Below are 26,113 nucleotides of genomic sequence, written 5' to 3' on the forward strand. Positions count from 1 at the left end.
AATTGTTAATTATAGATTGGTTAATTCCATAATTGCTAGCCAAGCCATAAGACCGGGTCCATGAGCAAGGGCAGATTCATCGATATCAAAATTAGGGGTATGAACCCCGTTAACAATTTCTTTTTCTTCGTTTCTGACACCTAGTCTGTAAAAACAAGCATCAACGTGATGCGTATAGAATGCAAAATCCTCTCCGGCCATCCAAAGATCTAAATCAACTACATTTTCTGCACCCATGTAATCTATGGCAGCTTGTTTCATTTTTCGCGTAAGTTCTGGATTGTTTTGTAAAAATGGATATCCTTTCAAAACCTCAAAAACAGCAGTCCCGCCCATTGCCTCTGCCATACCTTCGGCTAATTTTTTCATTTTTGACAATCCATCAGCTCTCCAGGTTTCATCCATTGCTCTGAATGTCCCTTGAATTTTTACTTCATCTGGGATTACATTTGTAGCTCCGAGTCCCTCGATTTTCCCGAAAGTTAAAACAGAAGGTAATTTCGGGTTTTTGTTTCGAGAAATAATTTGTTGCATAGCCACAATTATGTGGGAGGCGATGACAATTGGATCTATACATAAATCGGGCAAAGCGCCGTGACCACCTTTACCAATAACAGTAATATAAATTTCATCTGTACTTGCCATGTACATTCCTTCCCGAAAACCTACCTTACCTACGGGAACGTTTGTAGCAACATGTTGTCCTAAAATGGCAGCAGGTCTAGGATTTTCTAATGCTCCCTCTTTGATCATAATACTTGCACCACCGGGAGCTTTTTCTTCTGCAGGCTGAAACAACAATTTAATAGTTCCTTCAAAATCGTCTTTAACTGATTGTAATATTTGGGCGGTAGAAAGTAAAGAAGAGGTGTGGACGTCGTGACCACAGGCATGCATAACGCCAGGATTTTGAGATTTGTAGGACACCTCATTGCTTTCAACAATTGGAAGAGCGTCCATGTCTGCCCGGAGGGCCACAATTTTTTGGGAAGGATTTTTTCCTTCAATCAATGCTACTAAGCCTGTATTAGCAATTTTTTCAGACTTTATGCCCATTTTTGACAATTCTGCCTGCACATATTTTTGGGTTTCAAACTCTTGAAAAGACAATTCAGGATGCGAATGTAAATGTCTTCTACGCTCAACAGTTTGTTGGGCAATTTGAACAGAAAGGGATTTAATTTTTTGTAGCAAAGATTCCATTTTCTCAGATTTACTACAAATTTAAGAAAAAAACAGCTAGTACTTAAATCGGCTAGTAAACCTATTGATTATTAGGAATTTATCTAGTAACTTTAAAGACAAGAGAGCTGAGGCGTGGGAGAACCAAAATTACCTCTTTTGTCAATGAGTCAGAAAGTTTTAATTCTAAACCAAGACTACAGTGCTTTAGCTGTTTGTTCAATGCCCAAGGCGTTTTTATTAGTTTATATGAACAAGGCAGAATTAGTAGCAGCCTCCACTACTGAAAAGCTTCATTCCATTACTCAAACATTTCCATTTCCTTCGGTCATTCGTTTAAATCGATACGTTTATTTTCCCTATAAAGGTGTAGTATTGACCCGACAAAATATTTTTAGAAGGGATAATAATTGTTGTCAATATTGTGGCTCAAGAGATCATTTAACACTGGATCACGTATTGCCAAAATCGCGCCAAGGAAGGACTAGTTGGGATAATTTAACAACAGCTTGTAAATATTGTAATTCAAAAAAGGGAGACATGACACCTGAAGAAGCTGGGATGCCATTGAAACAAAAACCATTTCGTCCATCTTTTATTATGTTTTTGAGAAATTTTTCTGGAATTTTGGATTCGCAATGGCTTCCTTTTGTAGGTGCCAAAATGGAACAAATAGTTTAAAATGAAAATTTCTTTTATTGGTGCTGGAAATGCTGCTTGGCAATTGTCGAGATCCTTTGAAAATGCAGGAGAAACGGTTATGGAGGTGTTTAGTCGACACGCAACACATGCCAGAGATTTAGTTAAATACCTTTACAATGCCCACATCCAGGAGCATTTGGATTTTTCTGAATCTTCTTCAAGCGTTTTTTTTCTTTGTATACCAGAAAGTGCTTATGCACAAGTTTTGCCAGAGTTAATTCTTCCTAAAGATGCTACTTTGATTTTGGTCACAGCTCATTTTAGTTTAAATGAGGCGGCAGATTTGTACGATCCTGTTAGGGAAAACAATAATCCTATCGGTATTTTTTACCCTGTTCAATATTTACAAAAAGGCGTCAATACAAGTTTTGACCAATGCATGATTTGCATTGAGGGTGATAGTCCTACAACTGAGTTATTATTAAGTGCTTTTGGTAAAAAACTTAGTAAAATAGTTTACGCTGTATCGGAGGAAGAACGAAAAAAAATTCACTTGGCAAGTTTGTTTGCAGGCGATTTTACAAGGTTATTATGGAACCAAGCTGAAGGATTATTAAAGGAAATTGAATTGGAAAGTCATTTAATTCAACCTTTAATCCGAAACCATTTAGCACATTTACAGCAGAATTTTCCTTATCTCAATCGGGCAGAAAGAGAATTTTTATCGCATCCTAGATATGTCCGCGAATTAAAGGATGAACTTGACTCAAATGAATATAAGGAATTATTTGAGCAATTTGTAAAAATGATTAAAAAGGGAGAATAATTCGTATCTTTGCGGTTTATTTACATTTCAATAAATTATGCTGGAGCAATTAGAGGCTATTCGAGAAAGATTTTTAGAAGTTGAGCAGCAAATAGCAATGCCGGAGGTCGTTTCCGACCTAAAAAAATTCAAAACTTTAAGTAAAGAGTATAAAGATTTACAAAAAATTGTAGAACAATATCTTTCCTTCCAAAAAATTCTTTCGGACATTGAACAAGCGAAAGACGTTATTGCCAACGAAAAGGATGAGGAATTCAGAGATATGGCAAAAATGGAATTGGAAGAGTTGTTGCCTCAAAAAGAGGAAATGGAAGAAATGTTGAAAGAAATGTTGATTCCAAAAGACCCGAATGACTCCAAGGACTGCATTCTTGAAGTTCGTGGGGGAACAGGTGGAGATGAGGCTGCAATATTTGCTGGAGATTTGTTTAGAATGTATCAAAGATATGCCGAAAGTCAAGGTTGGACTTTCCAGATCATGGATTATACAGAGGGTACTTCCGGAGGTTATAAAGAAATTATTGCTTCGGTTCAGGGGGATGATGTATATGGAAAATTGAAGTTTGAGTCGGGCGTGCACCGTGTTCAACGTGTTCCAGCAACTGAATCTCAAGGAAGAATTCATACCTCAGCAGCTTCTGTTGCGGTATTACCAGAGGCCGATGAAGTTGATGTACAAATCAACATGAATGACATCAGAAAAGACACTTTCTGTTCTTCTGGTGCTGGTGGACAGTCGGTAAATACCACGTATTCTGCTGTTCGTGTAACGCACATTCCAACGGGCTTGGTGGTTCAATGCCAAGATGAGCGCTCTCAAATCAAGAACTTTGACAAAGCGATGACCGTATTGCGTTCTCGTTTGTACGAAATTGAATTAGCGAAACGAAACGCTGAGATTGCAGGCAATAGAAAGTCGATGGTTGGTTCTGGTGACAGATCTGACAAAATTCGTACGTATAATTATCCACAAGGTCGGGTTACAGACCACAGAATCGGTTTAACAGTATATAATTTACCTGTTGTAATGGATGGTGATATTGGAGAATTTATTGAGCAGTTAAGGATTGCGGAGAATGCCGAGAAATTGTCCGAGGGAGGGAATTGATGTAAGAGGTAAGAGGGATGATGTAAGATGTAAGAAGTAAGAGGGATTAGGTAAGAGGGATGAGGGATGAAGCTAGGGTTTTTAAGTGGTCTGCCGATGAAAAATTATCAGTTTAATTTTATTAAAAACATGTAAATTGCAGGGGGTAAGGGGAGTGATTTCCCCAACAAAAAAATAGTTAAATTTCCTATCATTTAACTGATTTTAAATGTTTTAGAGAATTTATAAATTAATTTCAACTCATACCTATTACCTATTACCTTTTACCTATTACATCATACATCTTATACTTTTTCTAATTTAAAAGAAAACGTGGTCCCCTTATCAATCTTAGAGCTTACTGATATCTTGCCTCCGTGGGCTTGAACGATGTGTTTTACGATGGAAAGCCCTAATCCAGAACCTCCAGAGAGTTTGGTTCGGCTTTTATCTACGCGATAAAATCGTTCAAATAATCGGGGCAAATGTTCTTCCGGAATTCCTGGCCCATTGTCTTTTACATCAATTTGAAAGGTTTTGTTTCTCTCAATAATTTCAACTGTAACCTTTCCGTTTTCATTTCCATATTTTACGCCATTATCAATTAAATTGGTTAGGACTTGAGAAATTCGTTGGTAATCTGCTTTAACTAAAATAGGTCCTTTAAAACCCAATAATTTTAAGGAAACCCCTCTTTTTTTTGCTTTCCCTTCTAGTTGTTCAAAAATCTCGAGAATTACCTCTCGGAGATCTATTGATTTTTTTTCAATCTTTACTGCACCAGTTTCAATTTGGGAAACGGTCAATAAATCTTTAACCAACACATCTAATCCGTCTAAACTTTTGGCAGCTTTTTCTAAAAATTTGGTCCGAACCTCTTCTTCTTCGTCCGGATTATCCAACAGTGTATGGACAAATCCTTGAGCGGCAAAAATTGGGGTTTTTAATTCGTGGGATACATCTGCCAAAAACTCTTGTCGGTATTTGGCGGCCTTTTTCAACTCCTTAACTTCATATTCTGTAGAAGAAACGTAGGTGTTTAATTCTCGTTTTAACAATTCGATTGGATTTTCCTTTTCAATTACCTGTCTTTTGGGAGTTATTTTGAAGTTTTTATTCTTAATCTTTTTGATGTTGTCGTATAATTGATTGACCTCCTTAAACACCAAATAATCTAAGGTAAAGAAAATCAGGATAGAACCGAAAATCAATACAGAGATAAAACATACAAATAGTGTAAAAAAATCAGTTTCAGGCAAAAACGACAAAAAAGCAGTTGCTACTCCGGCAATAATAAATGCTAAAATAACCGATAAGATTCTTGGACTAAGCATTTTATGAATGAGTAAATTAACATTTCAAAGATACAAATTCTCCGCTAGGATATACCAAAAGCAAGGGAAAAAAGCCTTATCTTTGCACTTTGAAATCAAATATGGATTTATCTTTACTTAGTGCCATTTCTCCTGTGGATGGCAGATATCGCAAACAGACAGAAGCATTAGCCCCTTATTTTTCTGAATTTGGACTTATTCAATTCCGTATTCGGGTTGAAATCGAATATTTTATTGCGCTTTGCAATATCCCATTAGAGCCGCTGAAAGGCTTCCCACAAGCTGCTTTCCCTGAACTAAGAAAACTTTATATCGAGTTTACAGAAAAAGATGCTCAATGGATAAAAGATAAAGAAAAGGTTACGAACCACGATGTAAAGGCCGTAGAATATTTCATCAAAGAGCGCATGCTTAACTTGAAGGAATTTGGCGATTTATCCACATTTGTAGAATTTATTCATTTTGGCTTAACTTCTCAGGATATCAATAATTCTGCTATTCCATTATCGATGAAAGAAGCGCAAGAAGCTGTTTTATTCCCTGGAATTGTAGAAGTTAAAAAACTTATTGCGGATGCAGCTGAAGCGTGGAAAGATGTTGCTTTATTGGCTCATACGCACGGACAACCCGCCTCTCCTACTCGCTTAGGGAAAGAATTTAAGGTCTTTGTAGAACGTTTAGACAGACAAATTGATTTATTAGAGCAGGTTCCCTTTTCTGGAAAATTTGGAGGTGCTACAGGGAACTTCAATGCCCATACAGTTGCTTTTCCAGCAATAAATTGGCCAGATTTCGCCCATCAATTACTACAAGATTTAGGCATAAATAGAAGTAAAGTTACTACTCAAATTGAGCATTACGACAACATGGCGGCCTATTTTGATGCCTTGAAGCGTATCAATACTATTTTAATTGACTTGTCGAGAGATATTTGGACGTACATCTCTATGGGGTATTTCAAGCAAAAAATTAAAGCAGGAGAAATTGGCTCTTCGGCCATGCCACACAAAGTAAATCCCATTGATTTTGAAAATGCCGAAGGAAATTTGGCAACTGCAAATGCCTTATTTGAGTTTTTGTCTTCAAAACTCCCAGTTTCTAGATTGCAACGCGATTTAACTGATTCAACCGTCTTGAGAAACGTTGGTGTACCATTAGCCCATACGCTAATTGCCATTAATTCATTGAAAAAAGGTTTAGGTAAATTAGAATTAAATCCATCCGCAATTGAACAAGACCTGCAAGACAATTATGTAGTAATTGCTGAGGCCATTCAAACAGTGCTAAGAAGAGAGGCATATCCGCAGCCCTATGAAGCATTAAAAGATTTGACTCGAAATAATCAGAAAATTGATAAAGCTGTTTTTGACCGTTTTATCGACGATTTAGGGGTTTCTGAGGCTATCAAAACAGAATTAAAACAAATTACACCATTCAACTATGTTGGAGTAAGGGAGTAAAGTTTGTATTTTAGTAAGCCCATTTAAAAAGCCCTTTACAATTGATGGATTATTTATCAGGACTCAATGAGCCCCAAAGAAAAGCTGTACTTCATACCGAAGGTCCCTTAATGATTATTGCCGGTGCAGGATCAGGTAAAACACGTGTTTTAACCTTTCGAACTGCACATTTAATCGAACAAGGAGTTGACCCATTTGCCATTTTGTTGTTAACCTTTACTAACAAAGCGGCAGGAGAAATGAGGCATCGTATTGAGCAGGTAATCGGGAAACAGGCAAAAAACATTTGGATGGGAACTTTCCACAGTATTTTTGCTAAAATATTGCGTTTTGAAGGAGAAAAATTGGGCTATACATCAAGCTTTTCGATTTATGACACAGATGATTCCAAGTCTTTGTTGAGAAGTATCATTAAAGAAATGAATTTGGATGACAAGGTTTATAAAGTAAACTTGGTTTTAAATCGAATTTCAGCTGCCAAAAATAAATTAATTTCTCCTCAAAGTTATTTTAACAATGAGGTCATTCGAAATGAAGACCGAATGGCCAAAGTTGGAGAAATTGGAGCAATTTATAAAACCTATGCCTTACGTTGCTTCCAAGCAAATGCAATGGATTTTGATGATTTATTGTATCAAACCAACATTTTGTTCCGCGACCATCTAGATGTATTGAACAAATACCAACACAAGTTTAAACAAGTGATGGTGGATGAGTTTCAGGACACGAACGTGTCGCAGTACCTGATTACCAAAAAACTTTCAGCAGTAAATCAAAATATTTGTGTTGTAGGTGATGATGCTCAAAGTATCTATGCTTTCCGTGGAGCAGATATTCAAAATATATTAAATTTTGAAAAAGATTATCCTGATTTGACGACCATCAAGTTAGAAGAAAATTATCGATCTACACAGGCTATTGTTGGTGCTGCAAATTCGATCATCTCAAAAAATAGACACCAATTACAAAAGAATGTATTTACTTCCAATGAAAAGGGGGAAGATATTGAAATTATAAGAGCAACCACGGACTCCGAAGAAGCCCGATTAATTGCAAGTTCAATCTTTGAAGGAAAACAAAGAGATGGCTTAAATGGTTCAGATTTTGCGATTTTATATCGAACAAATGCCCAATCCAGATCATTTGAAGAGGCTTTAAGAAAACTTAATCTTCCTTATAAAATTGTAGGTGGCCTATCTTTTTACCAGCGTAAGGAAATCAAAGACCTTCTATCTTATTTACGATTTGTAGTAAATCAACAAGATGAGGAAGCTTTTAAGCGTATAATCAATTTACCCAAACGAGGTATTGGTGACACAACCATTGCCAAAATTTCTGTTACAGCAGCTGAAAACAATGTTTCTATATGGGATGTTGTTTCGAATATTCAACAATATTCAGGCAAGGGGGCCCAAGCCATTGAAAATTTTGCTGACTTGATCAAATCCTTCAAAATAATGGTTGAAGTTGACAAAAAAGATGCATACGATGTGGCAAATCATGTTGCAAAGGCTTCTGGACTATTGAGAGAATTGTATGAAGACAAAACCGTAGAAGGTTTGGCTCGTTACCAAAATATTCAAGAATTACTGAATGCTATCAAGCAATTTGTAGATTCAGAAGAAAATGAAGATAAATCTATTGCTACCTTTTTGCAATCAGTATCTTTATTGACCAATGCAGATCAAGAAGAGGAAGGAGACATTAAAGAAAAGGTTACTTTGATGACCATCCATTCGGCCAAAGGACTTGAATTTAAAAGAGTATTTTTAGTGGGCTTAGAGGAAGATCTATTCCCAAGCCAAATGATGTTGGCTAGTCAAAGTGATTTGGAAGAAGAAAGAAGACTTTTTTACGTTGCTATCACACGAGCTGAAAAACGCCTTTACATTTCTTATGCAGAATCTCGCTATCAATTTGGTCGATTAAAAACATGCGAACCCAGCAGGTTTATTGACGAACTGGATCCACAATATTTACGCATTTCAAAATTAGGAGGCAAAAAAGAAATCCAAGGATTCAAACCCGTTCAGAAGGTCGGAGGGTTTGCACAAAAAACTCCAGTTAATCAAGGTCAACAATTGGTACAAAAAGCTGCACCATCAAATTATCAGCATATAAGTAGTTCCAATTTTACTCCAAGTAATCCACTTGAATTACAAGTTGAGCAGCGAGTAGAACATCAAAAATTTGGCTTTGGAAAAATTCTTCGAATTGAAATCAATGGAGCAGAACGGAAGGCCGTTATTGCCTTTGAAAAAGGTGTAGGAGAAAAAACCTTATTACTTAGCTTTGCGAAGCTGATGGTTATCGGCTAATTTTTCTGTAAAATAAAGATGTACAGGATTGAGTGATTGTGCTGTTTCAGACAGGGTATAAAAACCTTTTTCATAAACCGCAAAGGCCACTGCTTCTCCCTGAGGTTCCAGTTTGCTTGGCACAGATTTAGGTTTTCGAGAAAGAGCCTCTGGAATGGATTCGAATTTATTTTTTTTCCAGTAATACACTTCTAAATAATTCCTTAGGGCTATTTCATTATTTTGGGAAGAAACAGAACCGCCTGTCAAAAAGTACAATTTTTCAATTAATGAAATAGAAGAATTACTTGTAGAAAACTTTAAAGTTTTAATTTTTTCTGCCTCAACTTTGGTTCCCCAGGTTTTTGAGGGGATTTTGTAGAGGATTTTATACTTTTCTCGTTTAGAAACAACAAAAATATCACTTGTCCGTTGATCTATTAAGAGAGTCTCCATATCTCTTGACTCATCTGGCAGAGAAAATTCAATAGATTCAATAGTAGAGATGATGCGATTGGGTGCTAAAAATTCTTCAAAACGAGGTTCTTCGAAGCGATGAATAAAGTAGGAAGGATATTTTTTATCATTATCTCCAATATCTGCAATATAAATCCAGGATTTACCTGCTTCATCTAAAAAGGATCCCATATCTTCCCAATCTCTATTTTTTATTCCTTTTAAAAAAAACTCCACTTTACCTTTTCCGGAATTATTTATAAGAAAAATGCGTGGAAGATCCCCTGAGTCATTATGAGTCCAAAAAAGATTAGAATTATAATTACTGGCTACAAGACCTGAAGCTTCTTTTATCTCAAGATTATTTAAAACACCTTGGTCTTTTGGATTTGAAAATTTAGTTCCTTCAACTAAGTGGTCATAAATAAAAATTGAACGACAGCCCCAAAGGAAAAGTAAAATAAACAATAATGCTCCCTTATTTCTAGATCGCATTATTTCCTCTTAAAGAAATACAAATGACTTTGATTTCCATCTGAATTTTCAGAAATTGAGTAATAGCCATCTGCAGAGGTTGAAAAAGAAACACCTTCTCCTTGGGATTCCCCTTGTTGATCTAAAGAAGAATATTTTGTTCGGCTCGGAACCACTTTTGCTTGTCTACTTAAAGCTTGGGGAATGGTTTCGTTTGTCTCACGTTTCCAATAATATATTTCTCCATAATTTCGAATAAGAATTTCTGTATTATCTGGAGAAACATTTCCGTCGGTCACATAAAAATATGTTCTAACTTCTTCATTACTTGAAAACGGATTTGAAAAATCTAAATCTTTCACAAACTCGGCTTTTGCCACATTTCCATTAACCAACTTATCAGCAGAAATCATATATAATTTCTTTAAGTCCTCACGTTTAGAAATAATGTAAACATCTTTAGTTTTTTGATCGATAAGAATGGTTTCCATATCTCTTTTTGAACCATCGGACAAGGTAAATTCCAATTTGGAAACATTGTCCAGGGTTCTATTTGAAGTACCCGTAAAATCTACCTTTGGCTCATTAAACCAATATAAAAAATAACTATTATACTGGGCATAATTATCCCCAATTTCGGCGACAAAAAGGCTAGAATTCCCATTACTATCTTTAAAAATTGAGATGGCTTCCCAATCACGATTAGGGGCACCATTTAAGGTATAGTTAATTAATCCTTTCCCATTAGAATCAAGTAAAAATATTTTATTGGGATTCCCTGAATCATTAAAGGACCAAAGATAACCAGGATTATTATTTGAATATACTAATCCAGAAGCCTCATCCAATTCGGCGTTTTCTACAATGCCTCTATCCTCATATGAACTAAACGTTGATGAGCCAATGATAACGGGTTCCAGTTTTTTCAATTGCTGACAAGAGCTAATTAAAAACAAAAACGAAATCAACAATAAAATTTTGGGACTATAATGCATCATCTTTCCTTATGGGTTGGTTAAATGTCACTCTAACCTTTTTAATCCTTTTTAAATCGACGGATTGAATTTTAAATTCAAATTCCTTAAAACTAATTTCTTCGCCTGCACTTGGTATTCTCCCAAAAAGTTCGATAAGCATCCCTCCTAAAGTTTCGCTTTCCCCTTTTGCTTCCTCAAAATAATCTTGTTCAAGGTCTAAGGCTCTATGAAAATCCATTAAGGATGTTTTGGCCTCAAACAAGTAAACATTATTTTCTAATACTTTGTAATCCAATTCCTCCACATCAAATTCATCGTTAATTTCTCCAACAATTTCTTCGATGATATCCTCCATGGTCACTAATCCTTTAGTTTCACCATATTCATTCACAACAATAGCTATGTGAACGCGCTTTTCTTGAAAATCGTATAGTAAATCGTCAATTTTTTTGTTTTCAGGAACAAAAAAAGGTTGATGAATTAATTCTTGCCAATTGAAATTCTCGTCTTTGTCAATATGTTTTAAAAGGTCCTTAATATAAAGAACACCTTCAATTTTATCTAAAGTGTCAACAAAAACAGGTACACGAGAATATCCATTTTTATTTATTTTATCCATCAATTCATGATAATTTAAAGAGGTTTCAAAGGCAATGATTTCTGGCCGGGGTCTCATAACACCTTTTACAGAAATATTGCCAAAATTTAAAATCCCTTTTAAAATATCTTTTTCTCTTTCTGAGGTGTTTTCATCAGTAGTTATTTCCAGGGCATGATTTAATTCTTGCGTAGTTAGGGTGTAGGATTTACGCTCAACTCTTTTTTCAATTAAATTTGAAATGCCCATTAAGGTTTTTGATAAGGGAGCAACTACAAATGAAAAGAACTCAATTATCGGTCCGGTAAACAAAGCAAATTTGAGATTATTTTGTTGCGACCACACCTTCGGGATTAATTCTCCAAAAAAAGTTATCACAAAGGTTACGCTAAATAATAACACTAAAACAACAATGGGTTCTTCAATAGACTCCTTCCCAACAAGTTGCTCTGTTAAGTAATTTGCAAGCGTTATAAAAATAATATTTACAAAATTGATGGAAATCAATAAGGTAGCCAACAGCTTTTGAGGTCGATTCAACAAGTTTGTTAGCGTTCTTTCTTGACTTCCATCACTATCTCTCAAAAAAGCCCTTTGCTCATTATTTAAGGAAAATAATGCTACCTCCGCCCCAGCCAAAAGAGCAGTTAAAAACAATAAAAGCAATAAAATAAATCCGATAAATAACACTGAGCCTAGATTAAATTGGGGCTCAATTTGCAATAAAAGGGGACTGGGATAAGGGTCAGCGTCCATAAAATCTTACAGATATTTGGAACAAAAATAATAAAAACCATTAAAATGGCAAAACATCATCCTCATCCATGGCCTCTAATTTTACTACTGGCTCATTCACTGAAGGACTCCCCAGATTACCCATTCCTGGTGCAGGTTTAGCGGCTTGTACACCAGCATTGGAATCGGTCCTAGAACCAATTAAATTCATCGATGTAGCTCTTATTTTATACGAACGAGCCGTATTGCCACTCTTATCTTGGTATTCTTCTGACCGAATTTTACCTTCGATGTAAACAGGATTGCCTTTTTTCAAATACTGTTCAGCAATATTTGCTAAACCATCCCATAATTCAATTCGGTGCCATTCTGTTTGTTCAACTTTTTGCCCTTCCTTATTTACATAACTTTCGGAAGTTGCAATACTAAAATTTGCGACTTTAGTGCCACTCGGCAAATGACGAATCTCTGGATCTTGTCCAAGGTTTCCTAATAAAATAACTTTGTTTACTCCTGCCATGATTAAAATTGTTTAAAGTGAAAAGGGGAATACATTTCCGCTTCAAATGTAAAAAGGATTCTAAGAATTGAAAACAGGCAATTGAAAATTATCAGTTATTAGATTTCCAATTAATACTGGTTTTCCCAATTCCTCAAGCTCTATGGCCGATTTCCACTCATATTCCCCGCCTAATTCAAATTCAAAATTATCAGGAATTTGGACATGAAATGCTTTGGAATAAATCTTTTGATGACTTAATTGATGAGGTTTAGGAGCTGGTAATTCATTTGTAAAATTTGCAAAAAATGCTATTTTTTTGTCATTAAGCAAGATTTCTTGTAAACTTAAAACACTTTCCGTTTCAATTAAATAAAACTCATATAAACCTTCCCAAATATCCTTATTTGCCCTTTTTTTGACCAAAATTTTATTATTTTTTTCAATGACAAAATAATTAAAAAACCTACTTAAAATTTTTACTTTATTTGTCTTTACGGGCAAAGAGTTAACCTTCCCATTTAAAAATGCAAAACAACCGATTTTAATAGGGCAACCATCACAATTGGGAGAAGGACTGCATTGAAGCGAGCCGAATTCCATGATACTTTGATTGAATTTTGCAGCTTGGGACTTTATGAGTAAGTCGTTGGCTAGTTTTTCAAAAATTTTACGGTTTTTTGAATCTGCGATATCGACCTCAATTCCAAAGTACCTTGCCAAAATTCTAAAAACATTTCCATCAACCACTGCATGGGGTTCACCAAAGGCAAAGGAACTAATGGCTGCGGCAGAATACGGCCCAATTCCTGGCAGTTTTATAAGTTCTTGGTAGGATTTGGGGAAGAACCCCTTAAATTGTTCCACTACTATTTTGGCCGTCTTTTGTAAATTTCTTGCTCGGGAATAATAGCCAAGTCCTTGCCAATGCCGAAGTAATACATTTTCGGGAGCAGCTGCTAAATCAAAAACTGTAGGAAAGTTTTCTTTGAATTTTTCAAAGTAAGGTAAGCCCTGCGCTACTCGGGTTTGTTGCAAAATTACTTCCGACAACCAGATTAAATACGGATCGTTTGTTTGCCTCCAAGGCAAATCGCGGGCATTTTTTTCATACCAGCTTACTAATTGTTCAGAAAAAGGATGAATAGTTGACATAATGATACCTTCAAAGATACTTTAATTTTTTTTAGATAAATCCAACAAGACCTTTTCAAATTTGAGAGAAAAGCATTACTTTTGTGTCCCCGTTCCCAAAAGGAATATTTATTTTTAGTGAAAGAGAATTTTTAAAGATTAATTATTGTGACTAAGGCAGATGTAATTGCTGAGATTGCCAGCAAAACAGGGATTGAAAAAAAAGATGTTTCAGAATCATTAGAAACCTTTTTTGAAGTAGTAAAAGATAATTTAGCTAAACAAGAAAACATTTACATCCGAGGTTTCGGAAGTTTCATCAACAAAAAAAGAGCTAAAAAGATAGCAAGAAACATTTCACTGAATACGGCTATCACAATTGACGAACATTATGTACCTAGCTTTAAACCAGCTAAAGTGTTTGTTGAGCAAGTTAAAACTAGTGTAGTACCTACAGAAAACTAGGGCCTTTTAAATGGTTCAAGCTTATGAAAAAGTCATTTTTGATTATTATTGGCGTTGGACTGGCATTGATTTACGGATTATTTCAATTGCCGAAAGGAAATGTGAGTAAACAAAATCTTGCTTCGGCAGGAGCTGCCAACCGAGACGCGGGTGGAGAAACATTGAAAGAAGAGAAAAACGAAGAAACTAGCCATGCGGCTCCAATTTCTGAGGCTCTCCAAAAGAAAATCGCAGGATTGAAAATGGAATTAGCCCAAGCGAAAGGAGGTCCAAAAGAATTAAATTCCTTGAAAGAGCTCTTAAAGGCATTTTCAGAAGGAAATCGATTGGATAGTGCAGGATTTTATGCTGAAAAATACACCAATGAACACCCTTCAGTGGCAAATTGGAACATGACAGCAGAACTTTATTTCCAAGCCCAAACCTATGCATTAAATGCACAAAAAGGACAAGCTATGGGAGCAAAGGCTAGAGAATTTTTCGAAAAAATATTGTCGCAAGATCCGAATAACCTATTGGTAAAATCAAATCTTGCAATGACATATGTGGACACTCAAACACCGATGAAAGGGATTACTCTTTTACGCGAAGTGATTGAACAAGACCCGACATTTGTGCCGGCATTGTTTGATTTGGGTGTTTTGTCCATCAAATCGAATCAATTTGGGAAAGCCTCAGAGCGATTCGCACAGATCTTAAAGTTGCAGCCCAACAACTACAAAGCCGAGTTAAACCTTGGTTTTTGTTTGGCGCAATTAGAGAAAAAATCAGAAGCTGTGGAACATTTAAAACGAGTTGAAAAGCTTAGCAAAGACTCAGAGGAAATCAAAGCAGCGAAAGAACTACTTGCAGAAATGCAAAGCCATTGAGTTTGAAAATCAAACTCGTACATTTTTTACAATATAAACGCTTAAAGGTATGCCTTGCGGAAAGAAAAGAAAGAGACATAAGATCTCAACTCACAAAAGAAAGAAAAGACTTAGAAAGAATCGTCACAAGAAGAAATAATTCCTTATTTCTGTGAAGTTTAACACAAAAAACAGGCATTTAAATTAATTGCCTGCTTTTTGTGTTTATATCTATCTAAATCATTTTTCGTCTGAACAATTGTGAGTAATGAACTAATCATTAATTCTACACCCACGGGTGATAGAATTGCCCTTTTGCAAGACAAAAGGTTAGTAGAATACCATATAGAGCAGTCGGAACCCCAATTTTCTGTGGGCGACATTTACCTAGGAACCGTGCGCAAACTGGTTACGGGTTTAAATGCTGCCTTCATCGACATTGGATATGAAAAAGACGCATTCCTACATTATCATGATTTAGGTCCACACCTAAATACCCTCAATAAATTTACCAAAGAGGCAATGACCCAAAATGGGAAAAATGCCAAAGTGGAAAAAATAAAATTGGATGAGGAAATTGATAAACTAGGAAAGATTGACAAGGTATTGACCAAGGGTCAACCTATTTTGGTACAGGTAGTAAAAGAACCTATTTCTACCAAAGGACCTCGTTTATCGTGCGACATATCCATTGCTGGAAGATTTTTGGTATTGGTTCCCTTTGCAAATGGGGTAAATATCTCAAAAAAAATCACATCTAAAGCAGAAAGAAATCGCTTGCAAAAGTTGATGTCGTCTGTAAAACCCAAAAACTTTGGGGTGATTGTACGTACTGTAGCGGAGGGAAAAGCCATTGAAGAAATGGAAATGGACCTTCGCGATTCCATCGCCAAATGGGAAGATGGAATTAAGAAATTAGGCAATGCGAAGCCTAATGACCGAATTATTGGAGAAATGAGTCGAGCAACTTCCATGTTGCGCGATTTATTAAACAATGATTTTGACAACGTGATGATGGATAGCCCTGAGGTTTATCAAGAAGCCAAGGATTATGTGCATCATGTTGCCCCTGAAAAAGAAAAAATAGTCAAACTACATACTGGGAAAACAAAATTATTTGAACAAGTAGGCATTGAAAAGCAATTAAAGATGCTATTTGGTCGTTCTGTATCTTTACCAGGTGGTGGATATTTGATTATTGAACACACTGAAGCCTTACATGTTATTGATGTAAACTCAGGGAATAAATCCAATTCTGAGCAAGATCAAGAAGCCACAGCTGTAAGTGTGAACCAAGAAGCAGCCAAAGAAATTGCGCGACAGCTTCGTCTAAGAGATATGGGTGGAATCATTGTAGTTGATTTCATCGATATGAAAAAAGCAGAAAATCGGAAGAAAATTCAAGATTTAATGCGTGACGAAATGCGCCCTGATCGATCCAAATACACAATATTGCCTTTGTCCAAATTTGGATTAATGCAAATTACTCGTCAGAGGGTCCGACCAGAAATGAATGTTTCCACTGTTGAATCTTGTCCAACTTGCGGCGGAACAGGAACAATCACGGCAAGCATTGCAGTTTCAGAAATCATTGCACAACACGTTGAGCATTTGGTTTCAAAGCAAAACGAAAAGGATTTGACTATTTTAGTGCACCCTTTCCTTTTTGCTTACTTTACAAAAGGCTTCCCTTCTATCCGAATGAAGTGGTTTTTCAAATTCAAAACCTGGATTAAACTGAGAGAAGATTCTTCTTTAGGTTTAACAGACTTTAAATTTTTAAACCGAAACGAGGATGAAATTGAATTATCGTCTTAAATTTTTAGTACTACTTCTTTGTCTTTTTTCACTAAATGCAAACGCACAATGGTGGAAAAAGACAGAAGAAGCAGAAAAAGAGCGTTCCAAAGGAATGTTGCTTTTCACCTCCGAATTTCAAGTGGAGGCTACCTATGCCATTAACCAAATGTATAATTACAAATTCCCGGAAGCAGAAAGGGAATTTAATTATCTTAAAATCAAATACCCCCAACATCCCCTACCCGATTTATTACTTGGACTTGTACAATGGTGGAAAATTGTACCAAACACCCAAAATGAAATTTATGATGAACGTTTCAACGAATTCATGGATTCGAGTATTGAAAAGGCTGAAAAAATTTGGGATGATACCGAGAATCCGGAAGCTGCATTTATTTTGGCCGCATCCTATGCTTTTAAAGGCAGGTTACATGCTGAAAGACAACATTGGACCAGAGCTACCTGGGCGGCCAGAAATGCCTTGAAATATTTAGAAGAGTGCAGAGATTTTGCAGACTTTAGTCCTGAAATATTATTTGGAGATGGTTTGTACAATTATTATTACCACTTCATCAAAAAGAATTTTGCCCTGTTGAGACCTGTTTTGTGGTTGTTCCCAAAGGCTAACAAAGACCAGGGTATCAAACAAATTGAAAAGGCCGTTTACCAAGCTTTTTACACTCGAACAGAAGCAAGGTATTTTTTATTACAAATTTATGCAATGGAAGGCATGAGTAATAAATCCTATGATTTGGCAAAATACACACACGAAAATTATCCTGACAATCCTTATTTCCACAGATACCATGCAAGGGAGGCCTATATGCAGGGAAATATGGAGGAGGCAACGCTATTGTCAAAACAAATTTTAGAGCGAATAGATAATCATGAAGTAGGCTATGAAGCAGTTTCGGGCAGATATGCAAGTTATATTTTGGGCTATTATCAATTATATGTTTTACGCAACCTTCCTGAGGCCAAAATGTACTTCGAAAAATGCATTGATTTTTCAAATCAAACTGGCACCAAAGAATCTGGTTATTATTGGGCTTCTTTACTAGGTTTGGCAAGAATCTCCTTTCAAACAAAAGATTATGATAAGGCGGTAGACTATTGCAAAAATGTTTTAGAGAATGCAGATAAAAAATCGGCTCAACATTCAGAGGCCAAAAAACTGCTTTCAGAGGCCAAAAAAGCAAGGAGAAAGTCTAAGTAAACAAATTTAACAATTCCTTAACATTGACTTTACAAAGTTTGTATAGTTTTGCAATCATATTTGCACCAATATAAATTTTAAAACAATGTTTGGACTAGAACCAACTCTATTTTTCCTCTTATTTTTCTGCCTTTTTGCTGCCTGTGCATTTGAATTCGTGAACGGATTTCATGATACAGCCAATGCAGTCGCAACAGTTATTTACACACATTCCTTAAAACCAACCCAAGCAGTAGTTTGGTCTGGATTTATGAATTTCCTAGGTTTATTAACCGGAGGAGTAGGTGTAACAATGAGTATCATTGGGCTACTACCCACAGAGCTTCTCATAGACGCAGATGTTTATCACTCCATGTCAATGGCCTTAGCTATGTTGATTTCAGCAATCTTGTGGAATGTGGGCACATGGTATTTCGGTATTCCTGCATCAAGTTCTCACACTTTAATTGGTTCAATTATCGGTATTGGCGTTGGTCACGCATTATTACCTGAAAATTCAAATAAAGGCATTTCAAGTATCAATTGGGACAAAGCTTTAGAAATAGGGCAAGCGTTATTATTGTCTCCATTATTTGGTTTTGCTTTGGCAATTATCCTAATGTATGTTTTGAAAAAATCAGTAAAAAACAAAGAAATTTTCAAAGAGCCTAAGAAAAATTCCCCTCCTCCAACATGGATTAGAGGTATCTTGATCGCAACTTGTACATTAGTGTCTTTTTTCCATGGAAGAAATGATGGACAAAAAGGAATTGGTTTGGTAATGGTAATTTTAATTGCTTTTTTACCAGGTTATTTTGCTATAAATACGAATTTAAATATTAGTCAAGTAAAAACCAGCTTAGCGGTTGTTCAAACCATTTCTGCAAAAATAGATACAGTTCCATTATCAGAAAAAGAAAGAGAAAGTTATCATAAATTAGTTACATCAAGTTCTGATTTAAATACAATTGTAAATGCTCCTACTTTCAACAGCGAAAATTTATCAAATTCTCAAAAATTTGATGTGCGCAAGGCTGCATTAACAATTAATAAACATTCCAAAAAATTATTAGAGAGCGAATCCATTGCACTTTCAGATGCAGATAAAAAGTCTTTGAAAAAAGCAACACAAGGAGATAAAGCACCATTCTTTAGTTTTGGAGGAAACTCTTCAAGTGGTATTGCAGGTGTAACTGATTTTGCACCAGGATGGGTAATGTGGATGGTAGCGCTTTCATTAGGTTTAGGAACAATGGTAGGTTGGAAAAGAATTGTAGTTACCATTGGAGAAAAAATTGGAAAACACCATTTGACTTATGCCCAGGGTGCATCTGCAGAATTAATTGCATCCGTAACTATTGGCTTGGCAACTGCATACAAATGGCCAGTGAGTACTACCCACGTTTTATCATCTGGGATTGCAGGTACAATGGTAGCATCAAAAGGTATTAAAAACCTTCAAGGAGGAACTGTAAAAAGTATCGTAATGGCATGGGTTTTAACCTTACCTGTAACAATCATCCTTTCTGCCTCATTATTCGTCTTATTCAGATGGATTGCTGCATAAAAATTTAATCAAATTTAACGGGGGACCCCTCCCCCGTTTATTCAACACCAATATAAAATGAAAAAAATATTTGGAGCCATTTTGGTGGCACTCACCCTTTTTATGTCCAATTCCTATGGACAAGGGCCACGTTCTTATTATCATATTTCTAATGGTTGGACCGATTTAAATGTTTCGGGAAAATTAGCTGGTAAGTTTTCTTGGCAAATTGAAAACCAACACAGAAGAGAAGATATGCAAGGAGATTATAACGAAAGTACTACTTCGGGAAATCCTTATAACAACCTTAATCAACATGTTTTCCGCCCTTATATTCATTATCAAGCAAATCCAAATGTTAGATTTTCACTAATGCCACTGGGTTGGATTGGATCAAATAGATTTAAAGATGGAAAACCATCTGCATTTTTCGCAGAATTACGAATAGCACCACAAGTAATTTTATCACAACAAATTGGTCGATTAAAAATTGATCACCGTTTACGCTATGAATTCAGGTGGTTGGGTGCAAATCAGTCGGTGGACGAGAAAAGCTTTTTATATGGAGGAGATTTTAGCACATCAACTTTCAAAGAAAGATTTCGTTACCAGTTAAAGGGTACAATGCCATTGAATAAAACAAAAATGGAAGATAAAACATTGTATGCACAAGCCTATAATGAATTATTTGTTAACATGGGACAAAATGTTGCTAACGTCAATTTATTAGATCAAAACCGGGTGTTAATCGGATTAGGGTACAGATTTAACAAATTTTATTCTGTAGAAGCGGGTTACATGCAACAGGTAATTTTTCGTTTCAACAATGCTGACAAAAACAACGTAGATGTAAACAATATCCTACAGTTAAATCTAGCCATTTCAAATTTCGAAGGGATATTTAAGAAATAGCAAAAGCAATTTTTTATCTTTGTACTTTCGAAGAACATGAAAGCACAAATCATTAAAAAATATTTTCCTCAAATTACAGAAAAGCAGCTCAAGCAATTCGAGCTGCTTTTTCCATTGTACCAGGAGTGGAATGAAAAAATAAATGTCATTTCAAGAAAAGACATTGAAAATTTGATGGAACATCATGTGTTACATTCTTTGGCAATAGCGAAATTTATTGACTTTAATGTTGGATCAGAAATTTTAGATGTAGGTACAGGTGGAGGTTTTCCTGGAATCCCGTTGGCCATTATGTTTCCTGAATGCCAATTTACTTTAATCGATTCAATCGGTAAAAAAATACGAGTGGTTGAAGAAGTTTCAAAGGCTTTAGGATTAAAAAATGTGTTGGCAATTCATGGCCGGGCAGAGCAATTGACTACCGATTATGAGTTCATTGTTAGTCGCGCAGTAACCCGAATGGCCCCATTTTATGATTGGGTTAAATTTAAAATTAATCGCAACAATTACCACAAAATAAAGAACGGATTAATCTGTTTGAAAGGTGGTGATTTAAAGGAAGAATTAGAGGAATTTGGGAAAAAACATAAAGTAATTGAATTGTACGATTACTTTGAGGAGGAATTTTTTGAGACCAAAAAATTAGTGTATGTCCCAATGTAAAATTTCTGTTGCACTTTGTACATATAATGGTGAAAAATATCTCAGAGAACAACTCGAGAGTATTTTTCAACAAACATTACCTGTGCACGAAATTATTCTTTGCGATGATGGTTCTAAAGACAGAACCTTAGACATTGCGAAAGAATTTATTGGGAGAAAGAGTATTGATTTTCAAATTTTTTCAAACGAAAAAAATTTAGGCTCCACTAAAAATTTTGAGGCATGTGCCTTAAAATGCACAGGAGACATTATCTTTTTTGCAGACCAAGACGACCGCTGGTTGCCAAACAAAGTTAAACGCACGCTAGAAATGTTTGATATGCATCCAGAATGGCAAGCCGTTTTTTCAAATGCAGAAATAATTGACTCCAATGGAAAACAAAAAGGGAAAACCTCTTTTGAATCTATTGAATTTACAGAAAAAGCACAGCAAAATTGGCGGGCAGGCAAGGCGTTTGATATTTTATTAAGAGGATATGTTGTAACAGGTGCAACTTTGGCTGTCCGTTCAAAGGTAATTGACAAGCTATTTCCTACACCTGATTTATTTCCTGAATTAATTCATGATGGTTGGGCGGCCATGTACCTAGCAGCATTCAATCAAATTGGATTTACAAACGAATGTTTAATAGAGTATAGGGAGCATGAAAGTCAACAAGTAGGTTTTCGTCCAAATTTAAACAATGTTTCAATATGGAACAGATTAACAAGGGGTACGGAAGCGAAACTGGAAAAGGTATTACCAAAGTTACAAAAGGCAAAAGCCCTAAATGAATACTTTTCTAAAAATGAATTATTCTCCGAAAATGTACGAAATAAAATTTTCAATAGGTATAAACATTTTGAATTTAGGTATAATTTGCCTAAAAACAGAATTTTAAGAATAGTACCTATTTTTGAAAAATTAGTTTCAGGCAGTTATAAAACAAATGAAGTGGGGAAATGGTGGAGAACAGTTTTAGGTGATATTTTTGAATAAATGAAAAAGGTTGTAATTGTCATTCCGGTTCATCAAAAGGAGCTCAACAAAGATGAGCAAAAATCTCTTGCGCAATGCCAAAAAATTCTGGGACATTATCCTATCTATTTTGCGGCACCGGAAGGTTTAAATCCTAGCTATTTTTCAACCATAAAAAACTACCAAATTAAGTATTTTGACGAAAAATATTTTAAAAGTCCAAAATCCTATAATCAATTTTTGGTAACCAAAGAGTTTTACAAATCTTTCCAAGATTACGAATACATGTTAATTTACCAAGTTGACACATTTGTTTTTTCTGATCAACTGCTCGAATGGTGTGAAAAAGGCTTCGATTATATTGGTGCCCCCCAATTAAACGAAAACCATTTTAACAATCCTGGCTACAAAAATTCGCTATGGAATCCACTCCTATTAAACGGTGGTTTATCCTTGAGAAAAATATCTTCTTTTATCAGATTACTCAATATCTATCATTTGTTTTATCCAGAATGGCCTGGACATGAAGACGCCTTGTTTTCCTTTCAACTAAGAAGAGCATGGCCACTTCGATTCTTATTTAATTTGCCTACTTGGCAAACGGCGCTTCAATTTGCTTTTGAAGCAGAGCCAGAAAAATGTTATGAATTAAACGGAAAACAATTGCCTTTTGGTTGCCATGCCTGGGAAAAATTTAATCCCCAGTTTTGGAGTCAATTTATGGGTTAAATGTCGTATTTTTGTAAAAAAATTGACATCATACCGTGAACAAGAAAGTAGTACTCATGATTTTAGATGGTTGGGGAATTGCCACCAACCCAAAGGTTTCTGCCATTGATGCAGCAAAAACTCCATTTATTGACTCTCTATACCAAAAATATCCTCATTCTAAGCTAGAGGCCTCTGGCCTAGCCGTTGGTTTACCAGAAGGACAAATGGGAAATTCGGAAGTTGGACACATGAATTTGGGTGCTGGTAGAGTGGTTTATCAAAATTTGGTGCGAATCAATAAGGCTGTTACTGAAAATACATTGGGACAAGAGCCTGAGTTAGCCAAAGCATTTGATTATGCAAAGGCAAATAACAAATCGGTTCATTTCATCGGTTTGGTTTCAGATGGGGGGGTGCACGCACACATTGAGCATTTAAAATCTTTGTTAAGCAGTTCTCAAGAGGCTGGCTTATCAAACGTTTTTGTTCATGCATTTACGGATGGTCGTGATTGTGATCCAAAATCTGGATTGAAATTTTTAACAGACTTACAAAATCATTGTCAAAAAACAGGGGCAAAAATTGCTTCAGTCACAGGTAGATATTATTCCATGGACCGCGATAATCGCTGGGAGCGTGTAGCATTAGCCTACAATGCCATGGTAAAAGCCGAAGGCACACCAAGTCAAGATGTTTTGAAATCCATTGAAGCATCGTATGCAGAAAATGTTACGGATGAATTCATCAAGCCGATCATTATGACAGATGCTGCTGGTGCACCAGTTGCAAAAATTGAAGAGGGCGATGTGGTTATTTGTTTCAATTTCCGAACAGATAGAGGTAGAGAAATTACACAAGCCTTGACCCAGAAAGATTTCCATGAGCAAAATATGTACAAAATGAATTTGTATTATTTGACCATGACTGAATATGACAAAGAATTCCAAGGAGTTCGTGTAATTTTCAATGATTCTAATTTACCAATGACAATGGGTGAGGTGTTGGAAGGAGCAGGTAAAAAGCAAATTCGAATAGCAGAAACAGAAAAATATCCACACGTAACCTTCTTTTTCTCAGGAGGTAGAGAACAACCTTTTGAAGGACAAACAAACATTTTAAGAAATTCTCCAAAAGTAGCAACGTACGACTTACAGCCAGAGATGTCGGCAGGAGAATTGCGTGATGCCCTAATTCCTGAATTGGAAAAAGAAGAAGTTGATTTTGTGTGTTTAAATTTTGCGAATCCAGACATGGTTGGCCATACGGGTGTTTTCTCTGCAGTAGTAAAAGCGGTCGAAACCGTTGATGCTTGTGCGCAGGCAGTAGTTGAAACTGGATTACAACATGGCTATTCTTTCATTATTATTGCTGACCATGGAAATGCAGATGTGATGATCAACGAAGATGGAAGCCCAAATACTGCTCACTCTACAAATTTGGTGCCATGTATTTTAGTCGACAAAGACTTCCATCCTACCATGAAAAATGGTAAATTGGGAGATGTATCACCTACCATATTAAAAATGATGGGAGTTGCACAACCTAAAGAAATGACAGGAGAAACATTGTTTTAAATAATTGAATTTATGGCAAAAGTTGTAATTTTTGGTAATGAATTAACGGCAGAATTAGCCTTATTCTATTTACAAACAGATAGTGAGCATGAAGTCGTTGCCTTCACGGTCAATCAAGAATACATCAAAGAGCCAAGCTACAAAGGACTTCCACTTGTTCCATTTGAGGAAGTTGAAAAACTTTACCCACCTACAGAATTTTCCTTTTTCGCTCCTTTAACAGAGCGCGAAATGAATAGAATGCGTGCAAGGATATATCAAGAAGCCAAAGATAAAGGATACTCTTTTATTTCCTATATAAGTTCAAAAGCTACAGTTCTTACCGATCAAATTGGTGAAAACTGTTTTATTTTAGAAGATAACACGATTCAGCCCTTTGTAAAAATTGGGAATAATTGTGTGTTGTGGTCGGGGAATCACATTGGTCACCATGGCACTATTGGCGACCATGTGTTTTTCACCTCGCACGTAGTACTTTCAGGACGTTGTATTGTAGGTGATTATTGCTTTTTTGGCGTAAATGCAACCATAAGAGACCTTTCTAATTTAGGAGAAGGCACACTCATAGCAATGGGAAGTAATTTAACCAAACAAAAAACAGAGCCTTGGACTATTTGGAAGGGAAATCCGGCAGAGGTTGCTAAGATAAGTAGTAAGGATATAAAGATTTAATCGAAATGTTCTACCTTTGTGGGATATTTCAAAATCACAGCGTTTAAAATGAGTTCAATTTTAATTACAGGTGTTGCCGGACTAATTGGAAGTAGATTTGCAGATTGGTTAATTGAAAACAAACCTGAATATACAGTTGTAGGAATCGATGATATGTCGGGCGGGTACAAGGAAAATATCCATGAAAAGGTGGTGTTTTATCAAACCAATCTTGTATCTGACGTAAAGGAAGTTGAGAAGATTTTTAATAAACACCAGCCAACTTACGTATTTCATTTCGCGGCCTATGCAGCAGAGGGTTTATCCCCTTTTATTAGAACTTATAATTACGACAACAATTTGCGTGCAACTGCCCTAATTGTTAACGAATGCATCAAGAATAACGTTAAAAGACTCGTTTTTACCTCAACTTTGGCAGTTTATGGTGAAGGATATGGTGGGGTTTTCAACGAAGAACAAATACCTAAACCAATAGATCCTTATGGTGTTGCAAAATATGCCTGTGAAATGGACATTCAGATAGCTGGAGAACAGCACAATTTGGATTGGTGTATTATTAGACCTCACAATGTGTATGGTATTAAGCAAAATATTTGGGACAAATACAGAAATGTATTAGGTATTTGGATGTACCAATATCTGAACAATGAAAAATTAACCATTTTTGGTGATGGTTTACAAACGAGAGCATTTAGTTTTATAGATGACACATTAGAACCCTTCTGGAATGCCGCTGTTTTACCAGAAGCAAGTAAAGAAATCATCAATTTGGGGGGAATAAAAGAATATTCAATCAAACATGCTGCCGAAATTTTAGTGAAAATATTAGGTGGAGGGGAAATTGAATATTTAGAAGCTCGCCATGAAGTTAAGCACTCGATTCCAACTTGGGAAAAATCGGTAGAATTATTGAACTTTAAACACACCACCGATTTGGAAGATGGTCTAACAAAGATGTGGGAATGGGCACAAACACAACCCAACAGAGAGCGTTTTGTATGGCCAACTTATGAATTAGAAAAAGGAATTTACCAATTTTGGAAAAACTAGTCTGAAAAAATAATCATG

General features: G+C 35.9%; 24 protein-coding genes. 17 read left to right on the plus strand and 7 right to left on the minus strand.

Going from position 1 to position 26,113, the window contains the following annotated elements:
* Positions 1-9: 9 nt before the first annotated feature.
* The gene (locus tag EOJ36_RS05760; protein WP_127803255.1) at positions 10-1,203 is read right to left on the minus strand and encodes a M20 metallopeptidase family protein; all 1,194 of its coding nucleotides are present in this window, start codon (positions 1,201-1,203) and stop codon (positions 10-12) included.
* A 144-nt stretch (positions 1,204-1,347) separates the two neighbouring features.
* Here EOJ36_RS05760 and EOJ36_RS05765 point away from each other — a divergent pair, with 144 nt between their 5' ends.
* From EOJ36_RS05765 to prfA, 3 genes are read left to right on the plus strand one after another with little or no spacing between them, the layout of a single operon-like run.
* Positions 1,348-1,863 carry an HNH endonuclease gene (locus EOJ36_RS05765; protein ID WP_127803257.1) on the plus strand — a complete coding sequence of 172 codons (516 nt, stop codon included), beginning with the start codon at positions 1,348-1,350 and terminating at the stop codon, positions 1,861-1,863.
* A 1-nt stretch (position 1,864) separates the two neighbouring features.
* Positions 1,865-2,650, plus strand: coding sequence for a DUF2520 domain-containing protein (locus EOJ36_RS05770; RefSeq protein WP_127803259.1), 786 nt, complete (start codon positions 1,865-1,867; stop codon positions 2,648-2,650).
* A gap of 37 nt (positions 2,651-2,687) precedes the next feature.
* Complete coding sequence (gene prfA, locus EOJ36_RS05775) at positions 2,688-3,758, plus strand: peptide chain release factor 1 (protein WP_127803261.1); 1,071 nt, start codon at positions 2,688-2,690, stop codon at positions 3,756-3,758.
* 284 nt (positions 3,759-4,042) lie between these two features.
* On the opposite strand, the gene EOJ36_RS05780 is transcribed toward prfA, so the two are convergent.
* Positions 4,043-5,071, minus strand: coding sequence for a sensor histidine kinase (locus tag EOJ36_RS05780; RefSeq protein ID WP_127803263.1), 1,029 nt, complete (start codon positions 5,069-5,071; stop codon positions 4,043-4,045).
* Positions 5,072-5,172: 101 nt separating this feature from the next.
* Here EOJ36_RS05780 and purB point away from each other — a divergent pair, with 101 nt between their 5' ends.
* The gene (purB, locus tag EOJ36_RS05785) at positions 5,173-6,531 is read left to right on the plus strand and encodes an adenylosuccinate lyase (RefSeq protein ID WP_127803265.1); all 1,359 of its coding nucleotides are present in this window, start codon (positions 5,173-5,175) and stop codon (positions 6,529-6,531) included.
* A 41-nt stretch (positions 6,532-6,572) separates the two neighbouring features.
* Positions 6,573-8,849, plus strand: a complete 2,277-nt coding sequence (locus EOJ36_RS05790; protein WP_127803267.1) for an ATP-dependent helicase — start codon at positions 6,573-6,575, stop codon at positions 8,847-8,849.
* Here EOJ36_RS05790 and EOJ36_RS05795 read toward each other — a convergent pair.
* From EOJ36_RS05795 to mutY, 5 genes are read right to left on the minus strand one after another with little or no spacing between them, the layout of a single operon-like run.
* Positions 8,814-9,779: a hypothetical protein gene (locus EOJ36_RS05795; protein WP_127803269.1), complete on the minus strand. Its 966-nt coding sequence runs from the start codon at positions 9,777-9,779 to the stop codon at positions 8,814-8,816. The two genes, EOJ36_RS05790 and EOJ36_RS05795, sit on opposite strands and share 36 nt — an antisense overlap.
* The gene (locus tag EOJ36_RS05800; protein ID WP_127803271.1) at positions 9,779-10,756 is read right to left on the minus strand and encodes a hypothetical protein; all 978 of its coding nucleotides are present in this window, start codon (positions 10,754-10,756) and stop codon (positions 9,779-9,781) included. The genes EOJ36_RS05795 and EOJ36_RS05800 overlap by 1 nt, the downstream gene beginning before the upstream one ends.
* Positions 10,743-12,089, minus strand: a complete 1,347-nt coding sequence (gene gldE / locus EOJ36_RS05805) for a gliding motility-associated protein GldE (protein WP_127803273.1) — start codon at positions 12,087-12,089, stop codon at positions 10,743-10,745. Before gldE ends, EOJ36_RS05800 begins: the two co-directional genes overlap by 14 nt.
* Before the next feature lie 40 nt (positions 12,090-12,129).
* The gene (locus EOJ36_RS05810; protein ID WP_127803275.1) at positions 12,130-12,588 is read right to left on the minus strand and encodes a single-stranded DNA-binding protein; all 459 of its coding nucleotides are present in this window, start codon (positions 12,586-12,588) and stop codon (positions 12,130-12,132) included.
* Positions 12,589-12,648: 60 nt separating this feature from the next.
* Complete coding sequence (mutY, locus tag EOJ36_RS05815; protein WP_127803277.1) at positions 12,649-13,722, minus strand: A/G-specific adenine glycosylase; 1,074 nt, start codon at positions 13,720-13,722, stop codon at positions 12,649-12,651.
* Positions 13,723-13,869: 147 nt separating this feature from the next.
* On the opposite strand from mutY, the gene EOJ36_RS05820 reads away from it, so the two are divergent.
* The 12 genes from EOJ36_RS05820 (at position 13,870) to EOJ36_RS05875 (ending at position 26,095) form a co-directional block, all read left to right on the plus strand.
* Positions 13,870-14,166, plus strand: a complete 297-nt coding sequence (locus EOJ36_RS05820; RefSeq protein ID WP_127803279.1) for an HU family DNA-binding protein — start codon at positions 13,870-13,872, stop codon at positions 14,164-14,166.
* 23 nt (positions 14,167-14,189) lie between these two features.
* Complete coding sequence (locus EOJ36_RS05825) at positions 14,190-15,035, plus strand: tetratricopeptide repeat protein (RefSeq protein WP_127803281.1); 846 nt, start codon at positions 14,190-14,192, stop codon at positions 15,033-15,035.
* A gap of 240 nt (positions 15,036-15,275) precedes the next feature.
* Positions 15,276-16,832, plus strand: coding sequence for an Rne/Rng family ribonuclease (locus EOJ36_RS05830; RefSeq protein ID WP_127803283.1), 1,557 nt, complete (start codon positions 15,276-15,278; stop codon positions 16,830-16,832).
* Entirely contained in the window at positions 16,810-18,030 is a 1,221-nt protein-coding gene (locus tag EOJ36_RS05835; protein WP_127803285.1) for a tetratricopeptide repeat protein, read from the plus strand. The genes EOJ36_RS05830 and EOJ36_RS05835 overlap by 23 nt, the downstream gene beginning before the upstream one ends.
* Before the next feature lie 85 nt (positions 18,031-18,115).
* Entirely contained in the window at positions 18,116-19,576 is a 1,461-nt protein-coding gene (locus EOJ36_RS05840) for an inorganic phosphate transporter (RefSeq protein WP_127803287.1), read from the plus strand.
* Positions 19,577-19,633: 57 nt separating this feature from the next.
* Positions 19,634-20,467, plus strand: a complete 834-nt coding sequence (locus EOJ36_RS05845) for a DUF2490 domain-containing protein (RefSeq protein WP_127803289.1) — start codon at positions 19,634-19,636, stop codon at positions 20,465-20,467.
* A 36-nt stretch (positions 20,468-20,503) separates the two neighbouring features.
* The gene (rsmG, locus tag EOJ36_RS05850) at positions 20,504-21,130 is read left to right on the plus strand and encodes a 16S rRNA (guanine(527)-N(7))-methyltransferase RsmG (protein ID WP_127803291.1); all 627 of its coding nucleotides are present in this window, start codon (positions 20,504-20,506) and stop codon (positions 21,128-21,130) included.
* Positions 21,117-22,109 (plus strand): glycosyltransferase family 2 protein, encoded by a 993-nt coding sequence (locus EOJ36_RS05855; RefSeq protein ID WP_127803292.1) that lies wholly within the window; start codon positions 21,117-21,119, stop codon positions 22,107-22,109. The genes rsmG and EOJ36_RS05855 overlap by 14 nt, the downstream gene beginning before the upstream one ends.
* Positions 22,110-22,817 (plus strand): DUF5672 family protein, encoded by a 708-nt coding sequence (locus EOJ36_RS05860; protein WP_127803294.1) that lies wholly within the window; start codon positions 22,110-22,112, stop codon positions 22,815-22,817.
* A 35-nt stretch (positions 22,818-22,852) separates the two neighbouring features.
* Entirely contained in the window at positions 22,853-24,373 is a 1,521-nt protein-coding gene (gene gpmI / locus EOJ36_RS05865) for a 2,3-bisphosphoglycerate-independent phosphoglycerate mutase (protein ID WP_127803296.1), read from the plus strand.
* A 12-nt stretch (positions 24,374-24,385) separates the two neighbouring features.
* Entirely contained in the window at positions 24,386-25,045 is a 660-nt protein-coding gene (locus tag EOJ36_RS05870) for an acetyltransferase (RefSeq protein WP_127803298.1), read from the plus strand.
* A 48-nt stretch (positions 25,046-25,093) separates the two neighbouring features.
* Positions 25,094-26,095, plus strand: a complete 1,002-nt coding sequence (locus EOJ36_RS05875; protein WP_127803300.1) for an NAD-dependent epimerase/dehydratase family protein — start codon at positions 25,094-25,096, stop codon at positions 26,093-26,095.
* Positions 26,096-26,113 lie beyond the last annotated feature (18 nt).

Origin of the sequence: Sandaracinomonas limnophila (genome assembly GCF_004005965.1) — a bacterium.
Classification (GTDB): Bacteria; Bacteroidota; Bacteroidia; order Cytophagales; family Spirosomataceae; genus Sandaracinomonas; species Sandaracinomonas limnophila.

Coding starts and splice junctions, on each gene's coding strand:
- EOJ36_RS05760 (WP_127803255.1), bottom strand. CDS start 1,203: ATGGAATCTTTGCTACAAAAAATTAAATCCCTTTCTGTTCAAATTGCC.
- EOJ36_RS05765 (WP_127803257.1), top strand. CDS start 1,348: ATGAGTCAGAAAGTTTTAATTCTAAACCAAGACTACAGTGCTTTAGCT.
- EOJ36_RS05770 (WP_127803259.1), top strand. CDS start 1,865: ATGAAAATTTCTTTTATTGGTGCTGGAAATGCTGCTTGGCAATTGTCG.
- prfA (WP_127803261.1), top strand. CDS start 2,688: ATGCTGGAGCAATTAGAGGCTATTCGAGAAAGATTTTTAGAAGTTGAG.
- EOJ36_RS05780 (WP_127803263.1), bottom strand. CDS start 5,071: ATGCTTAGTCCAAGAATCTTATCGGTTATTTTAGCATTTATTATTGCC.
- purB (WP_127803265.1), top strand. CDS start 5,173: ATGGATTTATCTTTACTTAGTGCCATTTCTCCTGTGGATGGCAGATAT.
- EOJ36_RS05795 (WP_127803269.1), bottom strand. CDS start 9,779: ATGCGATCTAGAAATAAGGGAGCATTATTGTTTATTTTACTTTTCCTT.
- EOJ36_RS05800 (WP_127803271.1), bottom strand. CDS start 10,756: ATGATGCATTATAGTCCCAAAATTTTATTGTTGATTTCGTTTTTGTTT.
- gldE (WP_127803273.1), bottom strand. CDS start 12,089: ATGGACGCTGACCCTTATCCCAGTCCCCTTTTATTGCAAATTGAGCCC.
- EOJ36_RS05810 (WP_127803275.1), bottom strand. CDS start 12,588: ATGGCAGGAGTAAACAAAGTTATTTTATTAGGAAACCTTGGACAAGAT.
- mutY (WP_127803277.1), bottom strand. CDS start 13,722: ATGTCAACTATTCATCCTTTTTCTGAACAATTAGTAAGCTGGTATGAA.
- EOJ36_RS05825 (WP_127803281.1), top strand. CDS start 14,190: ATGAAAAAGTCATTTTTGATTATTATTGGCGTTGGACTGGCATTGATT.
- EOJ36_RS05835 (WP_127803285.1), top strand. CDS start 16,810: ATGAAATTGAATTATCGTCTTAAATTTTTAGTACTACTTCTTTGTCTT.
- EOJ36_RS05840 (WP_127803287.1), top strand. CDS start 18,116: ATGTTTGGACTAGAACCAACTCTATTTTTCCTCTTATTTTTCTGCCTT.
- EOJ36_RS05845 (WP_127803289.1), top strand. CDS start 19,634: ATGAAAAAAATATTTGGAGCCATTTTGGTGGCACTCACCCTTTTTATG.
- rsmG (WP_127803291.1), top strand. CDS start 20,504: ATGAAAGCACAAATCATTAAAAAATATTTTCCTCAAATTACAGAAAAG.
- EOJ36_RS05855 (WP_127803292.1), top strand. CDS start 21,117: ATGTCCCAATGTAAAATTTCTGTTGCACTTTGTACATATAATGGTGAA.
- EOJ36_RS05860 (WP_127803294.1), top strand. CDS start 22,110: ATGAAAAAGGTTGTAATTGTCATTCCGGTTCATCAAAAGGAGCTCAAC.
- EOJ36_RS05870 (WP_127803298.1), top strand. CDS start 24,386: ATGGCAAAAGTTGTAATTTTTGGTAATGAATTAACGGCAGAATTAGCC.
- EOJ36_RS05875 (WP_127803300.1), top strand. CDS start 25,094: ATGAGTTCAATTTTAATTACAGGTGTTGCCGGACTAATTGGAAGTAGA.